This window comes from Aquimarina discodermiae (genome assembly GCF_040786235.1).
Lineage (GTDB): Bacteria > Bacteroidota > Bacteroidia > Flavobacteriales > Flavobacteriaceae > Aquimarina.
In genome coordinates this window covers 1-24,388 of the sequence record NZ_JBFMKP010000023.1, presented here as the reverse complement: position 1 = coordinate 24,388, position 24,388 = coordinate 1, and the positions used below count along the sequence as shown (strand labels likewise).

Here is a 24,388-nt window from a genome sequence, read left to right as displayed (position 1 = left end):
TTATAATTTTAGTTAAATATTATAATAAATTTTCTCTTTAAACAATAAATATGTTTTTAGATTGGTTTTGAGTAAAACACTCAAAACCAACTGAAAATGAAACCATTAACCAATAAATTTCTTATCGTAACGACTCTGTTATGTTTCTGTAACATATTATTTTCTCAAGTCACCTATCAATCAGCTTTTCCAAATCTAAATTTCGAATTTCCTGTAGAAATACAGTGTATTGATAACGAGACAGAACAAATGTTTGTAGTAGAGCAAAGAGGAAGAATAAAAGTATTCCCAAAAACAGCAACAGCTACCTCATCTCAGGTAAAAACCTTCTTAGACATTACGGATAGAGTTCAGTTTTCGAACGGACAGGAATTAGGACTCTTGGGGCTTGCTTTTCACCCAGACTATAAAAACAATAAATACTTCTATGTGTATTATACTACGAACAGTCCGGTTTCTGGAATTTCAACCCGAATGGTATTATCTCGATTTTCTGCCCAAGCAAACGATCCTACTCTGGCAGACCCTAATAGTGAACTGGTAATTTTTCAATTTGATAAAAATCAAAACAACAGTAATCATAACGGAGGTAAGATAGCCTTTGGTTCTGATTCATATTTATACATATCCTTTGGTGATGGTGGTGGCGGAAACGATCCCCAACGCAACGGGCAAAACAAAAACACGGTATTTGGAAGTATTTGTCGCATTGATGTCGATATTGACGGCAGCAATCCTATAGAAACCAATCCAGTTCTACCTAATAATAACTATGAAATCCCAAGTGACAACCCTTTTGTAGGCGTTGATGGATTAGACGAAATTTACGCCTATGGTATCCGCAACACGTGGAAATTTTCGTTTGATGCCGTTTCAGGAAAACTTTGGGGTGCAGATGTGGGGCAAAACGCTTTTGAAGAGATCAATAACATCGAAAAAGGTAAGAATTATGGTTGGAGTAGATTTGAAGGCAATTCGGTTGCAAACAGTAATGTTGTTATTTCTGGGCCTGTTGCATCTCCTGTTTTTAATTATAACCACAATCAGGGAGATGTTTCTATTACCGGTGGCTATGTTTATCGAGGCTCAGAAATAACTAGCTTAAACCCTGATATCAACTCTAAGTATATCTTTGCTGATTATGTAAGTGGTAGAGTCTGGGCACTAAACTACAACCCTTCAACAGGAGATGCAGACAGCACATTACTTTTTAAAACCGATGGATTGTTTGTATCTTCTTTTGGAGTAGATACTCTGGGAGAACTTTACTTTTCAAGTTATGGTACAAACGGAAAAATATACCAATTGGTAGATGGAACTACCTCTCCTACAGGAACCCAAGTAAATGGCATAGGCTCATGGGCCGCTTTAAATGAAGGTATAGATGGTATTGTGCATGCCATAGCTACCGATACAAATGGCAACGTATACCATGGAGGTGTTTTTAACAAAGCTGGTACAGTCAATGCAAAAAACATTGCAGTATGGAATCAAAATTCTGGTTGGTCTGCTCTGGGAGGTGAGATTAACGGAAGTATAAATGCATTAAAAACAGATACAAATGGTAACTTATATGCAGGGGGATCATTTACAAAAATTGGCGGTATTAATGCCAATCATATTGCTGTATGGAACGGCACACAGTGGTCTGCCCTGGGATCGGGAGTAGATGGAGCTGTAGCAGCGATAGAAATCCACAACAATACTGTTTTTGTTGGCGGAGTATTTAAAACTGCCGGAGGAACTGAGGTAAGAAACATTGCACAATGGAATTCAAACCAATGGTCTGCTCTCACCGATAGCAGCAATCAACAATCAGGAACCAATAATGAAATAAGATCTTTGGCTATCGGAAACGATGACATTCTTTATGCTGGTGGTAATTTTGATGAAGCAGGAGGAAATACAGCCAACAGAATTGCTACCTGGAACGGATCCAACTGGGGGACTCTGGGCATTGGAACCAGTGGTTTTGTAGAAGCCATTACAACTACCCCATCAAGTGTATTTATAGGAGGTAATTTTGCACTCGCAGGAGGAACTACGGTAAATCGAATTGCCAAATGGGATATCCAATCAAAAAGCTGGTCTAAACTTGGCAACGGGGTAAATAATATTGTACGCACTTTATTACATGACGGCACACATCTTTATGCAGCAGGAGCTTTTGATATTGCATCAAATAATACTAGCAATGATATCGTAAACAACATAGCGCAATGGAGTGAAAATGGTGGTTGGAAAGCAATGGGAACAAACACTAGTGTAGGTATAGATATTATTGTTAACGCAATGACATTCTCCTTAGACGATACACAAAAAATAATTGCAACAGGTAATTTTTCTAAAGCGGGGGCTATTACAGCTCATAACACGGCAATATGGACAAATTCTACAGATACATCCTGTACCGCCGTCATACCATCAGACATTACTTCTTCAGATATCAAAACTACCAGCGTGCAGTTATCCTGGAAAATCGTTACATCTGCAACCTATGATGTAAGGTATCGTGAAACAACAACCAATGACTGGGTTACCATTTCAACTGCAGAAAATACCTATAGCATAGAAAACTTAAAGTCCAACACCCCATATGAAGCACAAATAAGAAGTAAATGTCCCGACAATACTGTTTCTAATTACAGTAATTCTACTTTGTTTACCACTCTAAATGAGCAAATCAATTATTGCGAATCAAACGGAAATGATACTTCTTACGAATATATTGGAAATGTTACCATTGGAACAATTAATAAAACCTCAATGGCTGGCACCAACGGGTATAGTGACTTTACTTCAGAATCTACCGAATTATCAAAAGGAATTAGTAATAACATCTCTATAACGCCTATATGGCCCAGAACCACCACCTACAATGAAGTATATACCGTATGGATAGACTATAACCAAGACGGTAATTTTGCAGATCCAGGAGAACAGGTATGGAATACCTCTACAAGAGCAACTCCAGTAAATGGAAACTTTATAATACCCGATAATGCACAAAACGGACCTACACGTATGAGGGTTGTTTTGCAATATAACGGCACTCCAGCCCCCTGTGCTTCTTTTCGTTATGGAGAAGTGGAAGATTACAACATTATTATAAATGCAACATCAAAAACCGATCAAAAACCCGATTCAAAAACTTTAAATTTTAACATCTTTCCTAACCCAACAAATGACTTTATTCTAATAAAAACAAACCTATTAACCGACACGGTTTATTATATACAAAATCAAATTGGGCAAGTGGTCAAAAAGGGTAAAATCACTACAGAAGAAATCCATCTAAATGATCTAAGTTCTGGCTTATACCTTATCACAGTAGCATCTGGGAACAAATCAAAAACAAAAAAGCTAATCTTAAAATAAAACAAAAATGATAAAGAGGGTGTTTATAAAAAGAACACCTTCTTTGTTATCACAGGTATTATTTACATTTTACAAATAAAAAATTTGAGGTAAAACAATTGTTAAATTTCTGTTTATAAATCGATTATTTTCTATCTTAGCGGTAACGGATTCTATATATTTACATTTGTAGAATCTATTATTATATCACACCTATGGTTCAACAGATCACTAGCGGCATAAAAATTTCGGTAGATACTAACTTTGAAGGTACGTTCTACAAAAATCATAAAGTCCATTTTGCTTTTGGATACCGTATTAGCATAGAAAACCAAAGCAAGTACCCTGTACAACTTACTTCTCGCTTCTGGGAAATTAAAGACGCTCTAAATAATACTGAAATTGTTGAAGGAGAAGGCGTGATTGGCAAAAAACCCGTTCTTAAACCAGGTGAATCTCATACTTATAATAGCGGCTGTTTACTTAACTCACCTTTTGGATCTATGAAAGGGCATTATAACATGATTAATTTCACGTCAGCGCAAAAGTTTCAGGTGATGATTCCTAGTTTCAAACTGCTCGCTTCCTTTGCACTGAATTAACTGTTCTGCTAACTCGTTCTAGTTTTATTTTTTTACCACTTTGTTCTAAATGACAGTATTTACAATTAGAGTCATAAATAAACCTGTATGTTTTGGAAGCATCAAAATTACCCTCTACTACCTCGAACAAGCCATTAAAATCTTGCTTACCACATTCTGTATACCTTTTAATCTCAAAAACATTTTTCTCACAAGACTCTTCTAATATAAAATAAGCACTGCTCCCAATACCTTCAAGAAAGTGGGCATTCTCGCCATTTAACTCCCCATTTACCAAACTGTGAGTATTGTTTTCTGGAATATTTTGATCAAAATAATTTGTTAGGTTTTCCTTAAAAATCGACCCTGGATATATATCCATTACTCCATTTTCTACCTGATAAATTGGGTTTTCTAAACCAGCCTTAGCTACATTACCTAAGGGACTAGGAGTAAACAACTTATTTCTTAACAAAGGCTTTCTTATTTTTGGATGATCTGTTCCTGCCAAAATTGTGTCTGTCACAATACGCGAACAATTACTTCCTATTTTACCAAAGGCCTTGTACTTAACACTTCCCTGCTTTTGAATAGATAGCACAAAATCTCTGGAACGTTGGTAATCTATATAATCACAGACCGAAGCTACCAATCTACCACTCCCATGTGTTTTTTCAGGATTTGCTTCTAACCACACTAAAAACTCTTCTAAATTATCAAGTTTGTTACCTCTAGTTATTATTGCCTTAAAAGGGATTTCTAACTCGACATCTGTTATAGCACTTCTTACTCTACCATATCCATTAGGAGTAATATATCTTCCAAAATCAAAATATTCTGCTTTGCCGGTTTGATTTTCTATAAGAACAAAAGCCGCATGGCCGGCTTTGATGTAGTTTTTTTTTCCAAAACCCACTGCTATCAAAGCTTTTACAAATCGCTCATCAGAACATTTTACAAATGTATCAGGAAAAGCAAGCGAAATTATTTTACCAGTATACTTCAACATTTCAAAATTTATCGATCATTCATTAAGCCGTTACTGTTTCAAAAACAACAGTATTAACCTTACTATCCTGAAGATTTTCATATCGCATCGAAATTTCCTCTTCATTTTTTACTATTTGGGTGATGCTAATTGTTTTTAGTGCACCTCTATCTATTAGCAAATCTTTATTCTTATCTCCAACTCCCGCTGTTTTATGAAAGTTTAAAAGAGAGTCAACGGTCAAATCATTTTTGTTTTCAAATGTTTCAAACCATTTTTTACGAACTGCTTTTATTTCATCATCATACAACGTAGAGGATGACCAAATATGCGTTTCTTTACTCAACCTTCGTATATGTACCTGCTCTCCATCCCAAACTAATTCAAAAAACAACAACTCTGATTGCCAGTTTGCAGCTATTATTGTAAAAGGCTCTATACCTTTATAATTATATTGGTTAATTGCTTTTTCTAAATCATTAGCTTCAAGTAAGTCTTTCACTACCACCCCTCTACTTTGTCTATAAGAGGACTTTCTCTGATGCTTTACAAATCCACCATTAAGCAAACAAATCATCGTATTCTTATCACTTACACCAATCCAAGTGCCTCCTGCCAAAGCATCTTTTGGAAATAACATTCTTGTCGAACCAATGCGATAAAACTCTGGTTGTAATGTTTTTCTATTTATTGCCTCATCACGATTTGAGGTCAAAATAAAATTATTTTCTTGAGTTGGGATTAATGTTACTGTACACATAAATTCTAGGTCGGCCAATTTTTTGACAACTTACAAAAAAAAATACACTCTGAATAGTATATATTAAAGTCAAAAGTAAATATACCTTTTATAATTTTCTATCTTTGCCCTCCGAAATAATAAATTCGCGACAGCAAAACATTTTACTAATTTAAACTAATACAACACGTTATGGGAAAAGGTTTTTTTCAAGTTCCTACCGCATTAAACGAGCCCGTTAAGTCATATGCTCCTGGAACACCAGAAAGAGAAGAAGTTTTGGCAACATACAAATCAATGTACAATTCATCTGTTGATGTTCCTTTATATATAAATGGCGAAGAAATAAGAACTGGGGATACGGGAACTATGTCTCCTCCTCATGACCATAAACATATATTAGGGACTTATCACAAAGCAGAGAAAAAGCATGTTCAACAAGCTATAGATACTGCGTTAGAAGCACGAAAGAAATGGGCTAATTTACCTTGGGAACAAAGAGCTGCTGTTTTCTTAAGAGCTGCAGAACTTATTGCAGGTCCTTACCGTTCGAAAATTAACGCTGCTACCATGTTAGCACAATCTAAAAATATATATCAAGCAGAAATCGATGCTGCTTGCGAGTTTATAGATTTCCTACGTTTTAATGTAGAATTTATGACTCAGATATATAATGAACAACCAGAATCTACTTCTGCTGCTTGGAATAGATTAGAATACAGACCACTAGAAGGTTTTGTTTACGCTATTACACCTTTTAACTTTACTGCTATTGCTGGAAACCTTCCTGCCAGTGCAGCATTGATGGGGAATGTAGTCGTATGGAAGCCTAGCAGCACACAAATGTATTCTGCAAAAGTGCTTATGGATGTATTTCAGGAAGCAGGTGTACCTGCAGGAGTAATCAATCTAGTAGCCGGTAGTCCTTCTATGATTACTGAAACCTTATTAGCTAGTCCTGATTTTGCTGGAATTCATTTCACAGGAAGTACTGGAGTATTTAATGATATTTGGGGTAAAATAGGAACCAACATCCATAATTACAAAACCTACCCAAGAATTGTAGGTGAAACTGGTGGTAAGGATTTTATTATTGCACACCCAAGCGCAAATGCTAAGCAAGTTGCTACAGGAATCACACGTGGTGCATTCGAATACCAAGGACAAAAATGTAGTGCTGCATCTAGAGCCTATGTCCCAAAAAGTTTATGGGCCGATGTAGAAAAATATATCAAAGAAGATGTTGCTTCTTTCAAAATGGGATCTCCAGAAGATATGAGCAACTTTATCACTGCTGTTATTACTGAAAGTTCATTTGATAAACTTGCAAAATATATTGATCAAGCTAAAAAGGATGAAGATGTAACTGTTATAGCTGGTGGTAATTATGATAAATCTGTAGGATACTTTATAGAGCCTACCGTAATTGTAACTAAAGATCCTAAATACACAACAATGTGTACTGAGCTTTTTGGACCAGTAATTACCATATTCGTTTATGAAGACGAAGCATGGGAAGAAACATTACAACTTGTTGATGGAACTAGTGAATACGCACTTACAGGAGCTATCTTTTCTACAGATCGTTATGCTGCTGCAGAAGCTACTAAAGCATTAGAAAATTGTGCGGGTAACTTCTATATTAATGACAAATGTACTGGTGCAGTTGTTGGACAACAGCCATTTGGAGGAGCAAGAGCTTCTGGTACAAATGATAAAGCAGGATCATACCTAAACCTATTACGTTGGGTTTCTCCTCGTATGATAAAAGAAACATTTGTTTCTCCGGCAGACTACAGATACCCTTTCTTAGGAGAGTAGTAACATTCTAAAATACTTTAAAAAGCGCCATTACGGCGCTTTTTTTATTCTAAAGAAATCAAAGAACTTCCATTCTGCGGTATTGATTATATTTGATTATTAAAAACACAATATGCAACAATCCAATATACTTATTAGAACGGCTACTCTAAAGGATTTACCTGTTTTACTAGATTTTGAACAAAAAATTATAGAAACAGAACGACCTATGGATGTGACATTAAAACGTGAAAAAATCAGTTATTACGATATCAAATCTTACATTACCGCAGATCATACCGAAGTTATTGTTGCAGAGCACGAAGGAAAAGTAATTGCAAGTGGGTATGGCCAAATCAGGAACCGAAAAGGGTACTTTATACAAAAACAACTTGGATATATTGGTTTTATATATTTAGCACCAGAATATCGCGGACAAGGAATTGTCCAAAACATTCTCGAAGAGTTATCCAAATGGTTTACCTCAAAAGGAATTGAAGAAATAAGGCTTACAGTATATGATAAAAATCCAAGAGCTATTCGCGCTTATGAAAAAGCAGGTTTCGAAAGACATATTGTAGAAATGCGTTACAACTTAAAAGAAAAAGGATAATCTATTTCTCCATCTACAAATCTACTTAACAAATTCATGAGCCCAATCTATAATTTGTTGACTTATTTTATCTTCCCACTTTCCTGGCTTAAAATTGAAACTCGAATTATAATCTAAGTGAATTGTCGACCAATGATCTAATCCCTCGTATTTATATAACAGATGATCCTTATGTCCCTTTTTGTCTAGTAAATCAATAATCATATCGTTATCATTTTCGGTCATAATCCAATCATTTGTTCCCCATCTAATTCTTACGGGTACCTTTATTTTTTGCCATTCGGCAGCAAAATTAAAATCCTGTACCTGATGATAATATTTCATAGATCGCCCATACATATGTTGAAACGAATGTCTGTGATGCTTTTTATACAAAGGGTTTTCTTTTAACACATCTGCATAGCTTCTTTTTTTAATAAGCATTTCATAATATATGGGTATATACACCTGATTCATTAAATCATATATTTCTTTTTGAGATTTTCCTTCTATTTCTAATATTCTACGCTCTATCTCGAGCATATGCTCATACCAGGACTTAAAGAAAGTCCCATCAGATATAACTCCAACTGCATCAAATTTATTAGCAAAATACGGTGCTAATGCGCTTCCCATACTATTCCCATAAATTACTATTCTTTTTGAATCAACATAGTTTTTTGACTTCAGTAAATGCATTGCGGCTTCGTAACCGGCAATTTCAGTTTTAAAATCTGTTTTTCCGCAATCTCCTTCACTATCACCTACCCCTGGCTTATCTACCCTAAGTAAAACCATATTTGATTTTTGGGCTATATCTTCTATTAATCGCACCCAATTATTACTTCTTCCCGAATATTTTTCTATAGTAGAACAGCTAAGGCCTTGTATCAGGAAAATTGCTGGAAAAGGTCCATTTCCTTTAGGTTTTGTAACAATAACTCTTTGTTTCAAGTCATATTCACTTACTATACTTTCATAAAAAACTTCTAAACTCTCATGTGTTTCTTTGGGTAATGGATTTAGAACTAATTCTTTACTTATTCTTTCTGGTCCTCTCTTAACTACTATCTTAGTTTGTTCTTCTGAGCGAATTCCATAAACAATAGCACTCCAATCTTCTGGATACACGACTCTTCTTTCATTAACTTGAACAATAACATCGTCTGACCTAAAACCCGCTTCAAACAGCGGAGATTTTTCTTCCAAATGCTGGATTGTTGCCCCCGGAATTTCTTTACCAGGTCCCTCAATTTGAGCTTCAAAAGAGGCTCTTCTTGCTAAATCCTGAGAGAAAACCTGCATTACAAAACCACAAAAAGTTACAAGTATTAAAAGTATTTTTTTCATTTCTTAGTTTTTATCTTTGTGAGTTGTTGACTAAAAGTGTGCTATCAAAAAAAATATAGAGGGATTTTTTTTACTCACACAAAGACAATATTATAACGATTATGGGGCTACTTGCTTTAATTTATACGAAGTACCGTAGTTTTTATTTCAAATAATCCCTTTTGACTGTTAATAAAGTATGATCACAGAGCTTACCAAAAAAAATAAGGTTATTCTTCAGGTCCTGTTTTGGATTTTATACTATATCGCATTTAGTCTGATATGGGTTAAAAATGACGATTACAAATCTTCCTTTTTTCTAGAATTTATTTTATTACCGATACGAATTTTGACAGTATACTTTTGTATACTTTATCTCATCCCCAAATACCTTCTTTACAAAAGATTTAAGAATTTTATCTTTTATTATTTAGTCTTATTGATTTTTGCAAGCTTGGCGCAACGCTTTTTTATGTATTTTTTCTTCGAAAATCTTGAACAATTTGATTTTAGTAAGATTTTTAAACCATCGGCTATTGTGAGGTCGTCTATTCTTATAAACAGTACGGTCTTTTTTATTTCTGCCATCTACATATTACTTCTGTACTTTAAAGAAAGAGAGAAAAACGAAGAAACTAATTCAAAAACGATCGAATTAAAATCGAACCGACGTACTCATATTATCCCTACCGATACTATTATATACATAGAAGGCCTAGGTAATTATGTAAATTATCATTTAAATGATAATTCAAAAATAACGGTATACACTAGTTTAAAACTATGCTTACTACAATTAGAAAGCGACAATTTCATTAGGATTCAAAAATCATTTATTATCAATACCAGCTATTTACGCTCCTATGATAATGACACTGTAGAAATGAAAAACGGAATATCCTTACCTATAGGAGCAAAATTTAATAGTAAAAAGCTATCTATACACAAAAAATAACCATTACACCTTATACTTCAAGGGCATATACACCACTTTTTTAGTTTCAAAAAATGATTCTTCAAAAAAGTCTGAGAGATCGTGTTGCAATGCTTTTGGATACAACGATAATTCTTCTGTTAGATCTCCTCCCTTAAGATACAAAATACCATTTTGCAGTTCGTTTTCATTCTTCTTTTTGGTATTTTTTCGAATCCATTTCACAAAATCCGGCATATTGGTCACCGCTCTGCTTACTATAAAATCAAACTTATCTTCAAAAGTTCCCGCTCTTCTTTGTTCTGCTACAACATTCTCTAACCCCAATGCTTTTGCAACCTCGTTTACAACTTTTATTTTCTTGGCAATTACATCTATTAAATAAAATTTGGTTTCAGGAAAAAGGATTGCTAAAGGGATACCCGGAAAACCTCCACCTGTACCGACATCCATAACATGTGTGCCTGATTTAAAACTCATAACTTTTGCAATTCCCAAAGAATGCAAAACATGTCGTTCATACAGAGATTCGATATCTTTACGAGAAATCACATTTATTTTTGCATTCCAATCTCTATACAACTTTTCAAGTTTGGCAAACTGATTTCTTTGTTCTTCGCTTAGGTCTGGAAAATATTTTAATAGAATATCCATCAATAATTTAAATTTGAACACAAAAATACGCGTTAAGATGATATATTTCATTTCTTTTTAGGAACTTAAAAAAATTTAAATACCTAACTTTACCAAATATAATTTTGACATATAAAATTTGGTCATCAACCTCAATACCTATGGCTTCAACAAACATACGTTTTAGCAGAACAGATTCTACTAAGTTCTTTAAAACATTGAATAAGCGCGTAAATCAATATTTTAAAGAAAATAATATTAAACGTACCGGAAACTGGCGTCTACATCTAAAAACTATCGTAATGTTTTCCCTTTTTCTGACTCCATATTTCTTAATGTTAACTCTTGATATTAATCAATGGTTAATGCTTTTACTTACTATTGTTATGGGAATAGGAATGGCAGGTGTCGGCATGAATGTTATGCATGATGGCAATCATGGGTCGTATTCTTCAAAAAAATGGATCAACAAACTAATGGGTAGTAGCATGTATATACTTGCTGGTAATGTTTATAATTGGCAAGTACAGCACAATGTATTACATCACACTTATACTAATATACATGGTCATGACGAAGACATGGATGCAGGAAGGGTGATTCGTTTTACCAAACATGCCAAATGGAGACGTTTTCATAAGTTTCAACATTACTATTCAATATTCCTTTATGGTCTATTAACTTTTAACTGGGCATTAACGACTGATTTTAAACAGACAAAAAATTACCTAGCTCGTAAACTTTCATATGGAAAACTGCCTAGCCCTCTAAAACAATGGAGTACTGTTGTAGTTACCAAAATAATATACATATTGATTTGGATTGTTATTCCGATGATTATTATGTCTATTGCCTGGTGGAAAATATTAATTGGTTTTTTTGTTATGCATTACATAGCTGGATTAATTTTGAGTATTGTTTTTCAGTTGGCGCATATTGTAGAAGACACAGAAATGCCCTTACCAGATAATGAAGGTAATATGAAAAACTCATGGGCCATTCATCAGTTATTTACAACTGTAAATTTCTCTACAAAAAACAGACTTGTAAATTGGTTTACAGGCGGATTAAATCATCAGGTAGAGCATCATATTTTTCCGCACATTAGCCATATACATTACACCAAAATTTCTAAAATTGTAAAAGAAACTGCTTTAGAATTTAATTTACCTTATCACGAGTATAAAACCACACGCAAAGCTATTATTGCTCATTTCAAACATCTTAAAGAAATGGGGATAAAGCCTGCAATACAATCATAATTATTTTATTTCACCATAATGAGTACAAAAGTATCAGAAACCAGAATGCTGTTATCAGACAAAATTAAGGCCTTAAAAGCATCTGCTACCTTAGCCATGGCAGCAAAGTCCAGAGAGCTTAAAGCAGAAGGTAAAGACATTATTGGTCTTAGCTTGGGAGAACCTGATTTTAACACCCCTGATTTCATTAAAGAAGCTGCTATACAAGCTATCAATGACAATTATAACTCGTATACACCTGTAGATGGGTATGTTGAATTAAAAGACGCAATAATTACAAAATTTAAGCGTGACAATAATCTTATTTATGATCGCTCTCAAATTGTCGTATCTACTGGTGCCAAGCAATCTCTATACAATGTTGCTCAAGTATACCTTAATCCCGGCGACGAAGTAATTCTACCTTGTCCTTACTGGGTTAGTTATAGCGATATCGTAAAACTAGCGGGTGGGGTTCCTGTAGAAGTAGCAACTTCTATAGATACAGATTTTAAAATGACCGCATCGCAACTAGAAAAAGCAATCACACCAAAAACAAAAATGTTATGGTATAGTTCTCCTTGCAACCCAAGTGGGTCTATTTATAGTAAAGAAGAATTAAGAGCATTGGCAGATGTACTACAAAAGTATCCCGATATCATTGTTGTAAGTGATGAGATATACGAGCATATCAACTATAAAGGTAGTGGTAGTCATGCATCTATGGCACAATTCGAGGACATGTACAACAGAACAGTCACGGTTAATGGTGTTGCCAAAGCATTTGCAATGACAGGATGGAGAATTGGATATATCGGTGCTCCCGAAGCCATTGCAAGAGCATGTAACAAAATACAAGGACAGGTTACTAGCGGAGCAAATTGTATTGCACAAAGAGCAGTAATTACCGCACTAGAAGCACCAGTAAGCAAGATTCAATACATGATAGATGAGTTTAAGGAGCGTAGAAAATTGATATTAGGCTTATTAGCTGACATTCCTGGCTTTGAGTGTAATGAGCCAGAAGGTGCTTTTTACGTTTTCCCTGATATTTCTTACTATTTTGGAAAAACATTACAAGGACATACTATAGAAAACGCTACAGATTTTTCTATGTTTATTTTGGAAGAAGCAAATGTAGCTACAGTTACAGGAATAGCATTTGGTAATAGTAATTGTATAAGAATTTCTTATGCAGCTAGTACCAAAGAAATTATTGAAGCTATCGATAGAATAAAAAAAGCAGTTAGTTAAGCTAACCACTTTTTCTTAAAAAAAAAAGCCAAAACCGATTGTATAAGATTTTATACAATCGGTTTTTATTTTGCAGAGCTTAAAACTCCGTTTCAACCCGTAAACACTAGAAAATACAAATAAAACGTAACCTAATTACGGTAATACATTTGTTTGGAAATTTTAACCATATTTTAGAAATTTAAAAGGATTATTTAATACTAAAAAATAAAAAATGATGTTATATTAGACCCTTCGAAATACTTAGAAATACCCTAAAAAAACTAAGTATCTCGTTAACACCAACTTAAAACAATTGTCATGAACACTCTCGAAAAAGAGCGTATTGTTAAAAAAAATGTCTTAGATATTTTCAAAGAAAATTTTGATATTTCTCAAACAGATGATGAAATTCTAAACATTATTCCCGAAAAAGAATTCAATCCTAATTATGTGGGATATTACGAATCTATTTTAGATATTTTCTTACTTGAAGAGCAATATTTTGAAAGCATTACCGGAAGAGTCAAAGATACTATCTTAAGAGTAACAGAACTTTGGGACACACTTCCTTATTGTTCTGCAAATTGGGATTGGAGAATGCAATAAAGATTAGATCTTCTTAATAGTAAGTACACTATTAAGAATTACATCTTTTGAATAATAATATTTGTATATTACTTAGATTTATCTATTTCTCCAGAAAAAAGGAGTAAGTAATATTAAAACCGTAAAAAGTTCTAATCTACCTATAAGCATTAGGAAGGAACACCACCATTTCCCAAAAGCTGGTAGTATATCAAAGTTATTAACGGGACTTAGTTTTCCAAAAGCTGGCCCAACATTCCCAAGAGAAGAAGCGGCTCCACCTATAGCTGTTTCAAAATCGAGACCTAATGCTCCCAATACTACCGCACCAATTATAAAAGACAACATATACAGCACAAAAAATGCTAGTATATTAAACACAATCTCTTTAGAAACTGCTTTGGTATTATATCGCACTGGCAATACTGCTCTGGGGTGTAAAGTTCGTTTAAATTCTAAAATACCATTTCGAATAGTTATTAAATGTCGAACTACTTTCATACCTCCTGATGTCGATCCTGCCGATCCTCCTAAAAACATAATACCAAAGAAAAAAACTGTTAAAAAAGAGGTCCACATAGTAAAATCGGCACTTACAAAACCAGTTGTAGTAATCACTGCCAACACCTGAAACAAAGCATGACGAAAGGCACTTTCTGCCTTACCCCATACCATAGGATGATCAATAGAAGAAAGAGAAGGGTCTGTTTTAAAATAAATCACAAACGCTGCAATTATACTAAAAACAAGAACAAACAAAGAATACAATTTAAACTCTTCATCTTTGATAATTTTCTGAACCTTACCCTTAAAACCAAAATAACTAAGAACAAAATTCATTCCTGCCAAAAACATAAACAATATAATAATATATTGTATAATAGGTTGATCATTCCAATACGCCACACTTGCATTTTTTGTAGAAAAACCTCCAGTAGAAAGTGTACTTAAAGCATGATTAATTGCATCAAAAAAGTTCATCCCCGCAAGCTTAAGAAGAATTGTTTCTGCAGCTGTATATCCAAAATAAATAAGCCATAATCGTTTGGCAGTATCTGTAATCCTAGGATGCAATTTATCTGCACTTGGACCCGGTGCTTCTGCAGCAAACAACTGCATACCACCTATCCCCAGTAGAGGCAAGATAGCTATTGCAAGTACAATGATTCCCATACCTCCTATCCAGTGTGTCAAACTACGCCAAAACAAAATACCTTTAGGAATAATCTCTATTTCATTAAGAATCGTAGCTCCTGTAGTGGTATACCCAGACATTGTTTCAAAAAATGCATTTGTAAAAGAAGGTATAGCCCCAGAAAACAAATACGGCAATGTACCACTTAAAGACATAAATATCCAACCAAAGGTTACCACAATATAACCTTCACGCTTATTAACTTCTTTTTTATGCTCTCTGGTTAAAAACATCAGTACAATCCCGACAAACATTGTTGCCAAAGAAGCCATCATAATCTCTAAGGTCACGCCATCTTTATACGCAAAACTAATAACGGTTGCCAATAACATAAAGCCACCATTACAGAGCAACAAAAGCCCCATAATGTGTTGTATAATTTTATAATTTAACTTTGGCATTACTATAAGAAAAGTTTTTCTATTTTTTTAATAGATTTTGGCAAACAGCATACTACTACCCGATCCCCTGCCTGAATATAAAAATCTCCTAAAGGGATCATCCCATCTCCATCTCGTATTACACCTGCAATAATTGCAGAACGAGGAAAATCCAGGTCTTTAATAAAGTTATCACTTACTTCTGAATCTGGCTTAACAATAAATTCCAGAAGTTCGGCATTCATATTATTAAGCTTGGTCATTGCCACCACTTCTCCTTTTCTTATAAAACGAAATATATTATTGGCTGCCAGGAGTTTTTTATTAATTAATGTATCAATACCGATAGAGTGAGATAAATGAAAATAATCCATATTCTCTACCAGTGCAATTGTTTTTCTTATTCCTTTTGATTTTGCAACCAGACATGACATGATGTTCGTTTCAGAATTACCTGTTACTGCAATAAACGCATCCATATCATCAATACCTTCTTCTTGCAAAAGCTCTACATCTCTTCCGTCTCCATTAATTATTAATGCGGCCGGTAGTTCATCTGCCAAATCAAAAGCTTTCTCTTTATCTTTTTCAATAAGTTTTACTCTAAACTTATGATCACAAAGGTCTCTAGAGGTTTTATATCCAATTTTACTTCCTCCAAGGATCATTACATTTCTAATATCCTCTTTAACCTTACCAGTAAGTTTATATAACTCCTCAACTCCTCCTTTAGAGGTTACAAAATATACCTGATCACCTTCTTTAAAAATCGTGTCTCCTCTAGGTATAAGTGTGTATTGGGTTCCTAAACGCTGAATTGCAATTGGCATAAAGTGCAGTTCTGGAAAAACTTCTGCAGCTTCTCGAACCGACTTGCCTACAAACAATGCTTCTTTTAACAAGGTAGTACCTACCATGGTCAACGCGCCATTTTCAAACTCATAACTATCATGAAATGCAGATTGATTAAGGAGTAGTTCTATTTCGCTAGCAGCAAGCGCTTCTGGAGAGATCAATTCATCGATACCAAACTTAATAAACCCTACTTCTTCCTTATTTTCTATAAACTCTGTATTAGAAATTCTGGCAATAGTACGTTTTGCCCCTAATTGTTTGGCCAATACGCATATTGTAATATTTGTAGTTTCACTAGAGGTTACACTTATAACCATATCGACATTTTCTACTCTAGCTTCTTTAAGTATTGCTATTGAAGTCGAATCTCCTTTAATTACACGTATATCTAAATGAGTATCGGCATAATTAAGGCATTCCTTATCTGTATCTATAAGTGTAATATCCTGTGATTCAAAGGACAGTAATTTCGCCAAATGAAATCCAACCTCACCTGCGCCGGCAATAATGATTTTCATTGGTTTTGTATATTGTTTTCCATCTAAAGATAAAATCAAATCAAGGCCAGAAACTTATCGTAAAAAGGGTAATAAATAAGACCTTAAAATATAAAAGTGTACAAAGATAGTGTAAATTGATTAACTGATAAAATTTGATTCCCTTTAACTTAATTCAAAACTATTCTGAGGATCAAACTCAAAAATGTATATTTGCCTAAATTTTTTTGAATGTCAGAGAACATAACTCCTTATACAGATAAGACAAAGTCCAAAAAAGAACAGGTAACCCAGATGTTTGATACCATCTCTGGGGATTATGATGGTCTAAATAGAGTAATCTCGTTTGGTATTGATGTGAAGTGGCGTAAAAAAGTAGTTAAGTTTGTAGGAAACTCTAAACCTAATAGAATTCTGGATGTAGCTACAGGAACAGGAGATCTTGCTATTACGCTTTCAAAAACAGGTGCTAAAGAAATTATTGGTTTGGATATTTCTACTGGAATGTTAGAAATTGGAAAACAAAAGATTGCTGCCAATAACCTAAGCCCTGTTATTACAATGGTGCAAGGAGATAGTGAAAATCTACCCTATCAGGATAATTATTTTGACGCAATTACAGTAGCATTTGGTGTTAGAAATTTCGAAAATCTTGAAAAAGGTCTTTCCGAAATTTTTAGAGTCCTTAGACCAGGAGGTGTTTTTGTTGTTTTAGAAACTTCTTTACCTACAAAAACCCCTTATAAACAGGGATTCAAAGTATATTCAACAAAAATTTTACCCCTTATAGGGAAGTTATTTTCTAAGGATAAATCAGCATATTCGTATCTAAGTAAAAGTGCTGCAGCATTTCCTTATGGAGAAGCTTTCAACAATATTTTGAAAAAAATTGGGTTTATAGATGTCAGGGATACCCCTCAGACTTTTGGTGTTGCGACAATTTATACAGCCACAAAATAATATAGTAACACAAATTATTCGAGTAGTACATATATGAACTACTTTAATGAAGGGTGTTAATCGAACAAAGGTTAATTTTAATTTAGATGAAAAGATTACTTATCTTAATTGTTATCGTATTATGCACTCAAAATTTGTGTGCACAATTGTTTTCTAAAGAAAAGGTTCAAAACCTTCAGAATTTTGACAAACCAAGATTTAGCTATGGATATATCTTAGGATTTAACTTCTATGATTTTAATTTTGATTATGATGCTAATGCTTCTGCTGTAGACATCGATCACAATGAATCAATGGGTTTTACCGTAGGTCTCTTAGGAAATATGAGAATAAACGATTATTTAGACCTTAGATTCGAACCTGTTGTTACTTTTAACACTAGAAATTTACGATTTACTGATCCACAGTTTACCACAGAATTTGAATCATTAAGAGAAGTAAAATCTACCTATGTACATCTTCCACTTTTGCTAAAAGTATCTACAAAAAGAATCAATAACATCAAACCTTTTATAGTTGGTGGGATCTCAAGATCTATTAATTTATCGAGTAATGAAAAAAACCCCGAAGATAACAGTGCAGGTCAATTTAGAATGAAAACCAATGCCAATTATTTTGAAATAGGTTTTGGGATTGATCTCTATCTATACTATTTTAAATTTACTCCTTCAATACGTGGCGTATTTGCAATGTCTGACGAATTGGTACGAGATAATGACCCTAATAGCCCTTATACATCTACCATAGATAAGATGTCATCAAGAGGGATATTTATTAATTTTACATTTCAGTAAAAACATCTCTTTTTTACCCACGTCTTTTAAACTCACTTAATGTAATAGCCGTTGCTGTAGCTACATTAAGGCTTTCTGTTTTCTGATCCAATCCAAATCGAGGGATTGTTATTTTAGTATCCACAAATTTTTCTATGGTATCAGAAATACCGTTTGCTTCATTACCCATTACAATAATTCCATTTTCTGGTAATGATTCTTTATAAAGAGAATTTCCTTCCATAAAAGTTCCGAAAACATTTATAGTTGATTTTTTTTCTTGTAAAAACTTTTCCAAATCTGTATAAACTACATGAACCCTTGTGAGAGAACCCATGGTAGCCTGTACAACTTTTGGATTATAACAATCAACTGTTTTTAAAGAGCAAACCAGGTTTTTAACACCAAACCAATCACATAAACGTATGATAGTACCCAAATTACCCGGGTCTCTAACATCATCTAACGCAAGAATTAATCCTTCTTGAGACATTACGTTTTTTAGAGGCATATAAAATACAGCTAAAGCAACCTGAGGAGTTGCTAAAAAACTTAGTTGCTTTAATTCATTTTGAGTAACCTCAAACTCTAGTTTTGATTCTACTTCAAAAGCACCGGTATCAATAGTAAAAAGAGAATGTAGTTTTAAACCAGCATCAATAAACTCACAAATTACTTTTTTACCCTCTGCAACAAACATCCCATGTTGTTTTCGGTATTTTTTTTGATATAAACTCTTTATTAACTTCTTTTGGTTTTTGCTAACCATACAAATAGTGTATTTTTGGATCAATAATAAGTAAGGATTGAAACATTTTCAGACAAAAATATTATTAATTACCTTAATCACCACTTTTTTATTTTCATGTGATGCGGTAAAAAGAGTTCCTGAGCAGGAATATTTATTAGATAAGAATCAGGTTTTTATTGATAGTACCCTAAGCAAGGATTCTAAAATATACAATCTGTTACACTTAAAACCTAACACAAAATTATTAAGTATTCCTATTCGTCTTCATCTCTATAATCTTGCATCAGTAGATCAAGATTCTTTATACCAAGATTGGTTACACCGAAAACCGAATCGAAAAAAGAGAATCACGAATTTACTTTCTAAAAAACAGGTAGATAGATTGGGAGTTGGATTATCCGGAATCAATGATTGGATTAGAAGCACAGGAGAGTCTCCTTCTATCATAGATGAATCCAAAATAAAACGTTCTACAAAACAACTGCAAGCTTATTTCTGGAATAATGGTTGGTTTAATGTTGAAACAGCCTATAAAATCAACACAAAAAACAATAAAAAGGCTTCTGTAGATTATCATATTACACTAAGGGATCCTTATATAATTGACTCGTTACGAACCAAAATAGAATCTCGTGTTGCCGATTCTATTTACAAATACAATTCAGAAAAATCTTTAATTATAAAAGGAAAGCAATTTAAAACGCTAGATATTGAAACAGAACGAGACCGATTAACATCGCTTTACAGAAACTCTGGATTATATAATTTTGAAAAAGAATTTATAAAATTTGATGCCGATACAGTAAATACAGACCACAAAGTGAATCTAAACTTACTTATTAAAAACAGAACCGTTACATCTGGAGATTCTGTAGCCAAAATCCCTTTTAAAGTACACAAAGTAAGTAAGGTTAATATTTTTACAGATTACACATTTCAAAACCGAAATAAAACTCCTAAAGATACCGCTTTCTATAAAGGATATTCCATCTATGGATTTGATAAGATTAATTACACAAAAAAAGCCATCACAAATGCGGTACTCATCACTCCTGGTGAAATATTTAAAGATAAAGACCGAACATTTACTTACAATCAGATTAATAATCTTAGAGCTTTTAAATACCCCAATATTAGATACAATACCGACCCAAAAGACCCTACAGGAAAGAGCCTTATTGCTAATATATTACTTACACCCAAAAAAAAATACAGCACTAACATAGATTTTGATGTTTCTACTTCTAGTATCCAAGCATTCGGAATTGGCTTTGGTGGCTCTTTATTAATAAGGAATGTTTTTAGAGGTGCAGAAATTTTAGAAATATCTGCCCGTGGTAGTATCGGATCATCTAGTGATGCAGTAGACGGGGGTGAAAAATTCTTTAACATATCAGAGGTAGGTACCGATGTAAAACTATCGTTTCCTAAAATACTTTTCCCTCTCAATATAAATAAGCTTATCCCCAAACACATGTCTCCAACAACCAACCTTATTTTCGGAACAAACATCCAGCAAAATATAGGTTTGGATAAACAAAATGCAACAGGGGTTTTTAATTACAGATGGAAACCAAGCAACATCTTATCACATCAAATAGATATTATCAATACGCAATATGTTAGGAATTTAAACACCAGTAATTACTTTAATATATATAATGTATCCTACAATAGACTAAATGACATTGCACTGCAAGTACTTGACCCCAGTTCTTCGTTCTTTTTGCAACCTGCAAATGAAGAACCAAACATAAACAATGTTGCTTTACGTATTCCAGATGGTGCAAATGGTTTTATTGCACAAACATTAGGGTCAGAAACTAACTCAAATTTAACTCCGGATCAAATACAGGAAATCAAAGATATTGATGAAAGAAAAGTGAGGCTAACCGAAGACAATCTTATTTTTGCATCTAATTATAGTTTTACAAAAAATAATAGAGAAAATCTTTATGACGAAGATTATTCAAGATTTAAAGCAAAGATCGAACTTGCAGGTAATGTATTAACTACTATTTCTAATTTGACGAACTTAAAGAAAAATGAAAATGACCGTTTTGAAATTTTTGGAGTAGAATTTTCTCAATATGTGAAAGCAGAATTAGACTATATAAAACACTGGGATCTAGGAAGAAAAAGTGTTATTGCTTTTAGGGCCTTTGGTGGAATTGCACTTCCTTTTGGGAACGCTAATAATATCCCGTTTGCTCGAAGTTTTTTTGGAGGAGGTCCTAATGACAATCGTGCATGGGTAGTTTATGGCCTTGGTCCAGGAAGTACTGGAGGTAAAGATCAGTTTAATGAAGCCAATATGAAAATTGCATTAAATGGAGAATACAGGTTTAATGTATTAGGAGCGCTTCATGGAGCATTGTTTATTGATGCCGGTAACATCTGGAATGTGTTAGATAACATCGAAGATGAAGATGCCGTTTTCTCTGGCTTGGACGATCTACAAGAAATCACTGTAGGAAGTGGTTTCGGTTTTCGTTATGATTTCAATTTCTTTGTATTACGCCTCGATATTGGATTTAAAACTTTTAACCCGGCTAGTGACGAAGACAATAGGTGGTTCAAAAAGTATAATTTCTCTGAAGCTGTTTATAATTTTGGAATTAACTATCCTTTTTAACCATATATCAACAACTTAACTGCTTTCTTGTAAAGATAATCATGCAGTCATATTTATATATTTTGAAAAAAAAGCATGTTTTATCACGTAATTCTAAATATTAAAGGGTATAAATTATCATAGCTATATAAGTTACAAAGCTATTTTTTTATGGTTTAGGTTTCAGTATAATTTTACTATTTTTGTAGCCTTATAAACCAAAACTAAATTATGAGTCACAACATCAAACCAGGGGTTGCTACAGGAGACGAAGTGCAAGCTATATTTAAATATGCTAAAGAAAAAGCTTTTGCTTTACCTGCAGTTAATGTAATCGGTTCTAATTCGATTAATGCAGTTTTAGAAACAGCTGCAGAAATTAACTCGCCTGTAATTATTCAATTCTCAAACGGTGGAGCACAATTTAATGCCGGAAAAGGCTTATCAAATGAAAACCAAAAAGCAGCCATAGCTGGTGCTGTTGCAGGTGCCAAGCACATTCACTTAATGGCAGAAGCATATGGTGTACCTGTAATACTACACACCGATCACTGTGCTAAAAAACTATTACCTTGGATTGACGGCTTATTAGATGAAGGAGAAAAGTTTTTTAAAGAAACAGGAAAACCTCTGTATAGCTCGCATATGATTGACTTATCAGAAGAGCCTATAGAAGAAAATATTGATATTTGTAAATCATACTTAGATCGCATGAGTAAGATCGGTATGACGCTTGAAATAGAACTAGGAATCACTGGTGGTGAAGAGGATGGAGTTGACAATACAGATGTAGATGATTCTAAATTATATACACAACCAGAAGAAGTTGCTTATGCTTATGAAGAGCTAAGTAAAGTAAGTGATAAGTTTACTGTAGCTGCTGCTTTTGGGAACGTACATGGGGTATATAAGCCAGGAAATGTAAAATTAACTCCGAAAATCCTTAAAAATTCTCAGGAGTTTATTTCAGAAAAATACAATGTAGAATCTAATCATATTGACTTTGTTTTTCATGGTGGTAGTGGATCTACTCTAGAAGAAATTAGAGAAGCTATTGGATATGGAGTTATCAAAATGAATATCGACACTGATCTTCAGTTTGCATTTAATGAAGGGATTCGTGATTACATGAATACCAAAATCGAGTATCTAAAAACACAAATAGGTAATCCAGAAGGTTCTGAAGAACCTAACAAAAAATATTATGACCCAAGAAAGTGGTTAAGAGAAGGGGAAGTAACTTTCAAGACCCGACTTAAAAAAGCTTTTGAAGATTTAAATAATGTAAACACATTATAGAACCAAAACTGAAGTCTTTAAATAAGATTCCAGATTTTAATATACAAACAATATGGCTTGGTTTAAAAGAACACAAAAAGGTATCCAAACCCCAACAGAGGACAAAAAAGATGTTCCAAAAGGCCTTTGGTACAAATCACCAACTGGAAAAATCGTAGATGCAGAACAGCTTGAAAAAAATTTCTATGTAAGTCCAGAGGATGGTTATCATGTTAGAATAGGTAGTAAAGAATATTTTGAAATCTTATTTGATGATAATAAGTATAAGGAATTAGACAAAAACCTTAGCTCAAAGGATCCCCTTAAGTTCGAGGATAAAAAGAAATATGTTGACAGATTAAAGGAAGCTCAGGAAAAAACAAACCTAAAAGATGCAATTCGTACCGCAGTAGGAAAATCAAATGGAAATGATTTGGTAGTGGCATGTATGGATTTTTCTTTTATCGGTGGTTCTATGGGAAGCGTTGTAGGTGAAAAAATTGCAAGAGCAGCAGATTATTCGCTAAAACACAAAGTTCCTTTGATGATCATTTCTAAATCAGGAGGTGCTCGTATGATGGAAGCAGCATTATCATTAATGCAGCTTGCCAAAACTTCTGCCAAACTAGCGCAATTGGCAGATGCTGGAATTCCTTATGTATCGTTATGTACCGACCCAACTACAGGGGGTACTACCGCTTCATTTGCTATGTTAGGAGATATTAACATTGCAGAACCAGGTGCTTTAATTGGTTTTGCAGGCCCTAGAGTAGTTAGGGACACTACAGGAAAAGAACTACCTGAAGGATTCCAAACGGCAGAATTTCTAAAAGAACATGGCTTTTTGGATTTCATCACACCAAGACATGAGTTGAAACAAAAGATAAATTTGTATTTGAATTTGATCTTAAACAGACCACTTTCAAATTAAATAATCGATCATATAACAAAAAGAGGTCGTCTAAAAAGTTATTTTTAGGCGATTTTCTTTTTCATCCATTATGGTTTTTGTTGATTTTTTTCAATTTTAGGATTAAAAGATGTGTTTTAAAAAGGCACACGCAATCCTA

Annotated in this window: 20 protein-coding genes; 13 read left to right on the top strand and 7 right to left on the bottom strand. The window is 33.7% G+C overall.

Annotated features, from left to right (window positions below; translation table 11 throughout):
* Positions 1-96 precede the first annotated feature (96 nt).
* Complete coding sequence (locus ABW636_RS15420) at positions 97-3,378, top strand: PQQ-dependent sugar dehydrogenase (protein ID WP_367590958.1); 3,282 nt, start codon at positions 97-99, stop codon at positions 3,376-3,378.
* Between the two features lie 194 nt (positions 3,379-3,572).
* Positions 3,573-3,959 (top strand): Co2+/Mg2+ efflux facilitator ApaG/CorD, encoded by a 387-nt coding sequence (gene apaG, locus ABW636_RS15415; protein WP_367590957.1) that lies wholly within the window; start codon positions 3,573-3,575, stop codon positions 3,957-3,959.
* On the opposite strand, the gene ABW636_RS15410 is transcribed toward apaG, so the two are convergent.
* A complete protein-coding gene (locus ABW636_RS15410) occupies positions 3,928-4,947 on the bottom strand; it encodes a DUF6695 family protein (protein ID WP_367590956.1) in 1,020 nt (339 codons plus the stop codon). The genes apaG and ABW636_RS15410 overlap by 32 nt on opposite strands.
* A 22-nt stretch (positions 4,948-4,969) precedes the next feature.
* Positions 4,970-5,704, bottom strand: coding sequence for an NRDE family protein (locus ABW636_RS15405; RefSeq protein WP_367590955.1), 735 nt, complete (start codon positions 5,702-5,704; stop codon positions 4,970-4,972).
* A gap of 153 nt (positions 5,705-5,857) precedes the next feature.
* Between ABW636_RS15405 and pruA the strand changes: the two genes are divergently transcribed.
* Together pruA and ABW636_RS15395 are read left to right on the top strand one after the other, a co-directional pair.
* On the top strand, positions 5,858-7,486 hold the full coding sequence (gene pruA, locus ABW636_RS15400; protein WP_367590954.1) for an L-glutamate gamma-semialdehyde dehydrogenase: 1,629 nt from the start codon (positions 5,858-5,860) through the stop codon (positions 7,484-7,486).
* A 112-nt stretch (positions 7,487-7,598) separates the two neighbouring features.
* Positions 7,599-8,078, top strand: a complete 480-nt coding sequence (locus tag ABW636_RS15395) for a GNAT family N-acetyltransferase (RefSeq protein WP_367590953.1) — start codon at positions 7,599-7,601, stop codon at positions 8,076-8,078.
* A 21-nt stretch (positions 8,079-8,099) separates the two neighbouring features.
* Here ABW636_RS15395 and ABW636_RS15390 read toward each other — a convergent pair whose 3' ends face one another.
* Positions 8,100-9,407: an alpha/beta fold hydrolase gene (locus tag ABW636_RS15390; protein WP_367590952.1), complete on the bottom strand. Its 1,308-nt coding sequence runs from the start codon at positions 9,405-9,407 to the stop codon at positions 8,100-8,102.
* A 451-nt stretch (positions 9,408-9,858) separates the two neighbouring features.
* On the opposite strand from ABW636_RS15390, the gene ABW636_RS15385 reads away from it, so the two are divergent.
* Positions 9,859-10,341 (top strand): LytR/AlgR family response regulator transcription factor, encoded by a 483-nt coding sequence (locus ABW636_RS15385; protein WP_367590951.1) that lies wholly within the window; start codon positions 9,859-9,861, stop codon positions 10,339-10,341.
* Positions 10,342-10,344: 3 nt separating this feature from the next.
* Here ABW636_RS15385 and rsmG read toward each other — a convergent pair whose 3' ends face one another.
* Complete coding sequence (rsmG, locus tag ABW636_RS15380) at positions 10,345-10,974, bottom strand: 16S rRNA (guanine(527)-N(7))-methyltransferase RsmG (RefSeq protein ID WP_367590950.1); 630 nt, start codon at positions 10,972-10,974, stop codon at positions 10,345-10,347.
* A 140-nt stretch (positions 10,975-11,114) separates the two neighbouring features.
* On the opposite strand from rsmG, the gene ABW636_RS15375 reads away from it, so the two are divergent.
* From ABW636_RS15375 to ABW636_RS15365, 3 genes are all read left to right on the top strand, one after another.
* A complete protein-coding gene (locus ABW636_RS15375; protein ID WP_367590949.1) occupies positions 11,115-12,215 on the top strand; it encodes a fatty acid desaturase family protein in 1,101 nt (366 codons plus the stop codon).
* 18 nt (positions 12,216-12,233) lie between these two features.
* Entirely contained in the window at positions 12,234-13,448 is a 1,215-nt protein-coding gene (locus tag ABW636_RS15370; RefSeq protein ID WP_445012691.1) for a pyridoxal phosphate-dependent aminotransferase, read from the top strand.
* A gap of 300 nt (positions 13,449-13,748) precedes the next feature.
* Positions 13,749-14,036, top strand: coding sequence for a hypothetical protein (locus ABW636_RS15365; RefSeq protein WP_367590948.1), 288 nt, complete (start codon positions 13,749-13,751; stop codon positions 14,034-14,036).
* Positions 14,037-14,114: 78 nt separating this feature from the next.
* On the opposite strand, the gene ABW636_RS15360 is transcribed toward ABW636_RS15365, so the two are convergent.
* Both ABW636_RS15360 and trkA read right to left on the bottom strand, forming a co-directional pair.
* A complete protein-coding gene (locus ABW636_RS15360; protein WP_367590947.1) occupies positions 14,115-15,611 on the bottom strand; it encodes a TrkH family potassium uptake protein in 1,497 nt (498 codons plus the stop codon).
* A gap of 2 nt (positions 15,612-15,613) precedes the next feature.
* The gene (trkA, locus tag ABW636_RS15355) at positions 15,614-16,963 is read right to left on the bottom strand and encodes a Trk system potassium transporter TrkA (RefSeq protein WP_367590946.1); all 1,350 of its coding nucleotides are present in this window, start codon (positions 16,961-16,963) and stop codon (positions 15,614-15,616) included.
* Between the two features lie 210 nt (positions 16,964-17,173).
* Between trkA and ubiE the strand changes: the two genes are divergently transcribed.
* Positions 17,174-17,902, top strand: coding sequence for a bifunctional demethylmenaquinone methyltransferase/2-methoxy-6-polyprenyl-1,4-benzoquinol methylase UbiE (ubiE, locus tag ABW636_RS15350; protein ID WP_367590945.1), 729 nt, complete (start codon positions 17,174-17,176; stop codon positions 17,900-17,902).
* Between the two features lie 86 nt (positions 17,903-17,988).
* Positions 17,989-18,696 carry a type IX secretion/gliding motility protein PorT/SprT gene (porT, locus tag ABW636_RS15345; protein ID WP_367590944.1) on the top strand — a complete coding sequence of 236 codons (708 nt, stop codon included), beginning with the start codon at positions 17,989-17,991 and terminating at the stop codon, positions 18,694-18,696.
* 13 nt (positions 18,697-18,709) lie between these two features.
* On the opposite strand, the gene ABW636_RS15340 is transcribed toward porT, so the two are convergent.
* The gene (locus tag ABW636_RS15340; protein ID WP_367590943.1) at positions 18,710-19,444 is read right to left on the bottom strand and encodes a TrmH family RNA methyltransferase; all 735 of its coding nucleotides are present in this window, start codon (positions 19,442-19,444) and stop codon (positions 18,710-18,712) included.
* A 37-nt stretch (positions 19,445-19,481) separates the two neighbouring features.
* Here ABW636_RS15340 and tamL point away from each other — a divergent pair, with 37 nt between their 5' ends.
* The 3 genes from tamL to accD all read left to right on the top strand — a co-directional run bounded on the left by tamL (position 19,482) and on the right by accD (position 24,249).
* Positions 19,482-22,061, top strand: coding sequence for a translocation and assembly module lipoprotein TamL (tamL, locus tag ABW636_RS15335; RefSeq protein WP_367590942.1), 2,580 nt, complete (start codon positions 19,482-19,484; stop codon positions 22,059-22,061).
* Between the two features lie 210 nt (positions 22,062-22,271).
* On the top strand, positions 22,272-23,339 hold the full coding sequence (fbaA, locus tag ABW636_RS15330) for a class II fructose-bisphosphate aldolase (RefSeq protein WP_367590941.1): 1,068 nt from the start codon (positions 22,272-22,274) through the stop codon (positions 23,337-23,339).
* A gap of 52 nt (positions 23,340-23,391) precedes the next feature.
* Positions 23,392-24,249 carry an acetyl-CoA carboxylase, carboxyltransferase subunit beta gene (gene accD, locus ABW636_RS15325; RefSeq protein WP_367590940.1) on the top strand — a complete coding sequence of 286 codons (858 nt, stop codon included), beginning with the start codon at positions 23,392-23,394 and terminating at the stop codon, positions 24,247-24,249.
* Positions 24,250-24,388: the final 139 nt, after the last annotated feature.

What these genes read in the sequence shown, in the direction of transcription:
- ubiE (WP_367590945.1), top strand. Translation starts at nt 17,174, where the DNA reads ATGTCAGAGAACATAACTCCTTATACAGATAAGACAAAGTCCAAAAAA.
- ABW636_RS15375 (WP_367590949.1), top strand. Translation starts at nt 11,115, where the DNA reads ATGGCTTCAACAAACATACGTTTTAGCAGAACAGATTCTACTAAGTTC.
- ABW636_RS15395 (WP_367590953.1), top strand. Translation starts at nt 7,599, where the DNA reads ATGCAACAATCCAATATACTTATTAGAACGGCTACTCTAAAGGATTTA.
- accD (WP_367590940.1), top strand. Translation starts at nt 23,392, where the DNA reads ATGGCTTGGTTTAAAAGAACACAAAAAGGTATCCAAACCCCAACAGAG.
- ABW636_RS15365 (WP_367590948.1), top strand. Translation starts at nt 13,749, where the DNA reads ATGAACACTCTCGAAAAAGAGCGTATTGTTAAAAAAAATGTCTTAGAT.
- ABW636_RS15420 (WP_367590958.1), top strand. Translation starts at nt 97, where the DNA reads ATGAAACCATTAACCAATAAATTTCTTATCGTAACGACTCTGTTATGT.
- pruA (WP_367590954.1), top strand. Translation starts at nt 5,858, where the DNA reads ATGGGAAAAGGTTTTTTTCAAGTTCCTACCGCATTAAACGAGCCCGTT.
- rsmG (WP_367590950.1), bottom strand. Translation starts at nt 10,974, where the DNA reads ATGGATATTCTATTAAAATATTTTCCAGACCTAAGCGAAGAACAAAGA.
- ABW636_RS15390 (WP_367590952.1), bottom strand. Translation starts at nt 9,407, where the DNA reads ATGAAAAAAATACTTTTAATACTTGTAACTTTTTGTGGTTTTGTAATG.
- porT (WP_367590944.1), top strand. Translation starts at nt 17,989, where the DNA reads ATGAAAAGATTACTTATCTTAATTGTTATCGTATTATGCACTCAAAAT.
- ABW636_RS15370 (WP_445012691.1), top strand. Translation starts at nt 12,234, where the DNA reads ATGAGTACAAAAGTATCAGAAACCAGAATGCTGTTATCAGACAAAATT.
- ABW636_RS15410 (WP_367590956.1), bottom strand. Translation starts at nt 4,947, where the DNA reads ATGTTGAAGTATACTGGTAAAATAATTTCGCTTGCTTTTCCTGATACA.
- ABW636_RS15360 (WP_367590947.1), bottom strand. Translation starts at nt 15,611, where the DNA reads ATGCCAAAGTTAAATTATAAAATTATACAACACATTATGGGGCTTTTG.
- ABW636_RS15340 (WP_367590943.1), bottom strand. Translation starts at nt 19,444, where the DNA reads ATGGTTAGCAAAAACCAAAAGAAGTTAATAAAGAGTTTATATCAAAAA.
- fbaA (WP_367590941.1), top strand. Translation starts at nt 22,272, where the DNA reads ATGAGTCACAACATCAAACCAGGGGTTGCTACAGGAGACGAAGTGCAA.
- apaG (WP_367590957.1), top strand. Translation starts at nt 3,573, where the DNA reads ATGGTTCAACAGATCACTAGCGGCATAAAAATTTCGGTAGATACTAAC.
- ABW636_RS15385 (WP_367590951.1), top strand. Translation starts at nt 9,859, where the DNA reads ATGTATTTTTTCTTCGAAAATCTTGAACAATTTGATTTTAGTAAGATT.
- trkA (WP_367590946.1), bottom strand. Translation starts at nt 16,963, where the DNA reads ATGAAAATCATTATTGCCGGCGCAGGTGAGGTTGGATTTCATTTGGCG.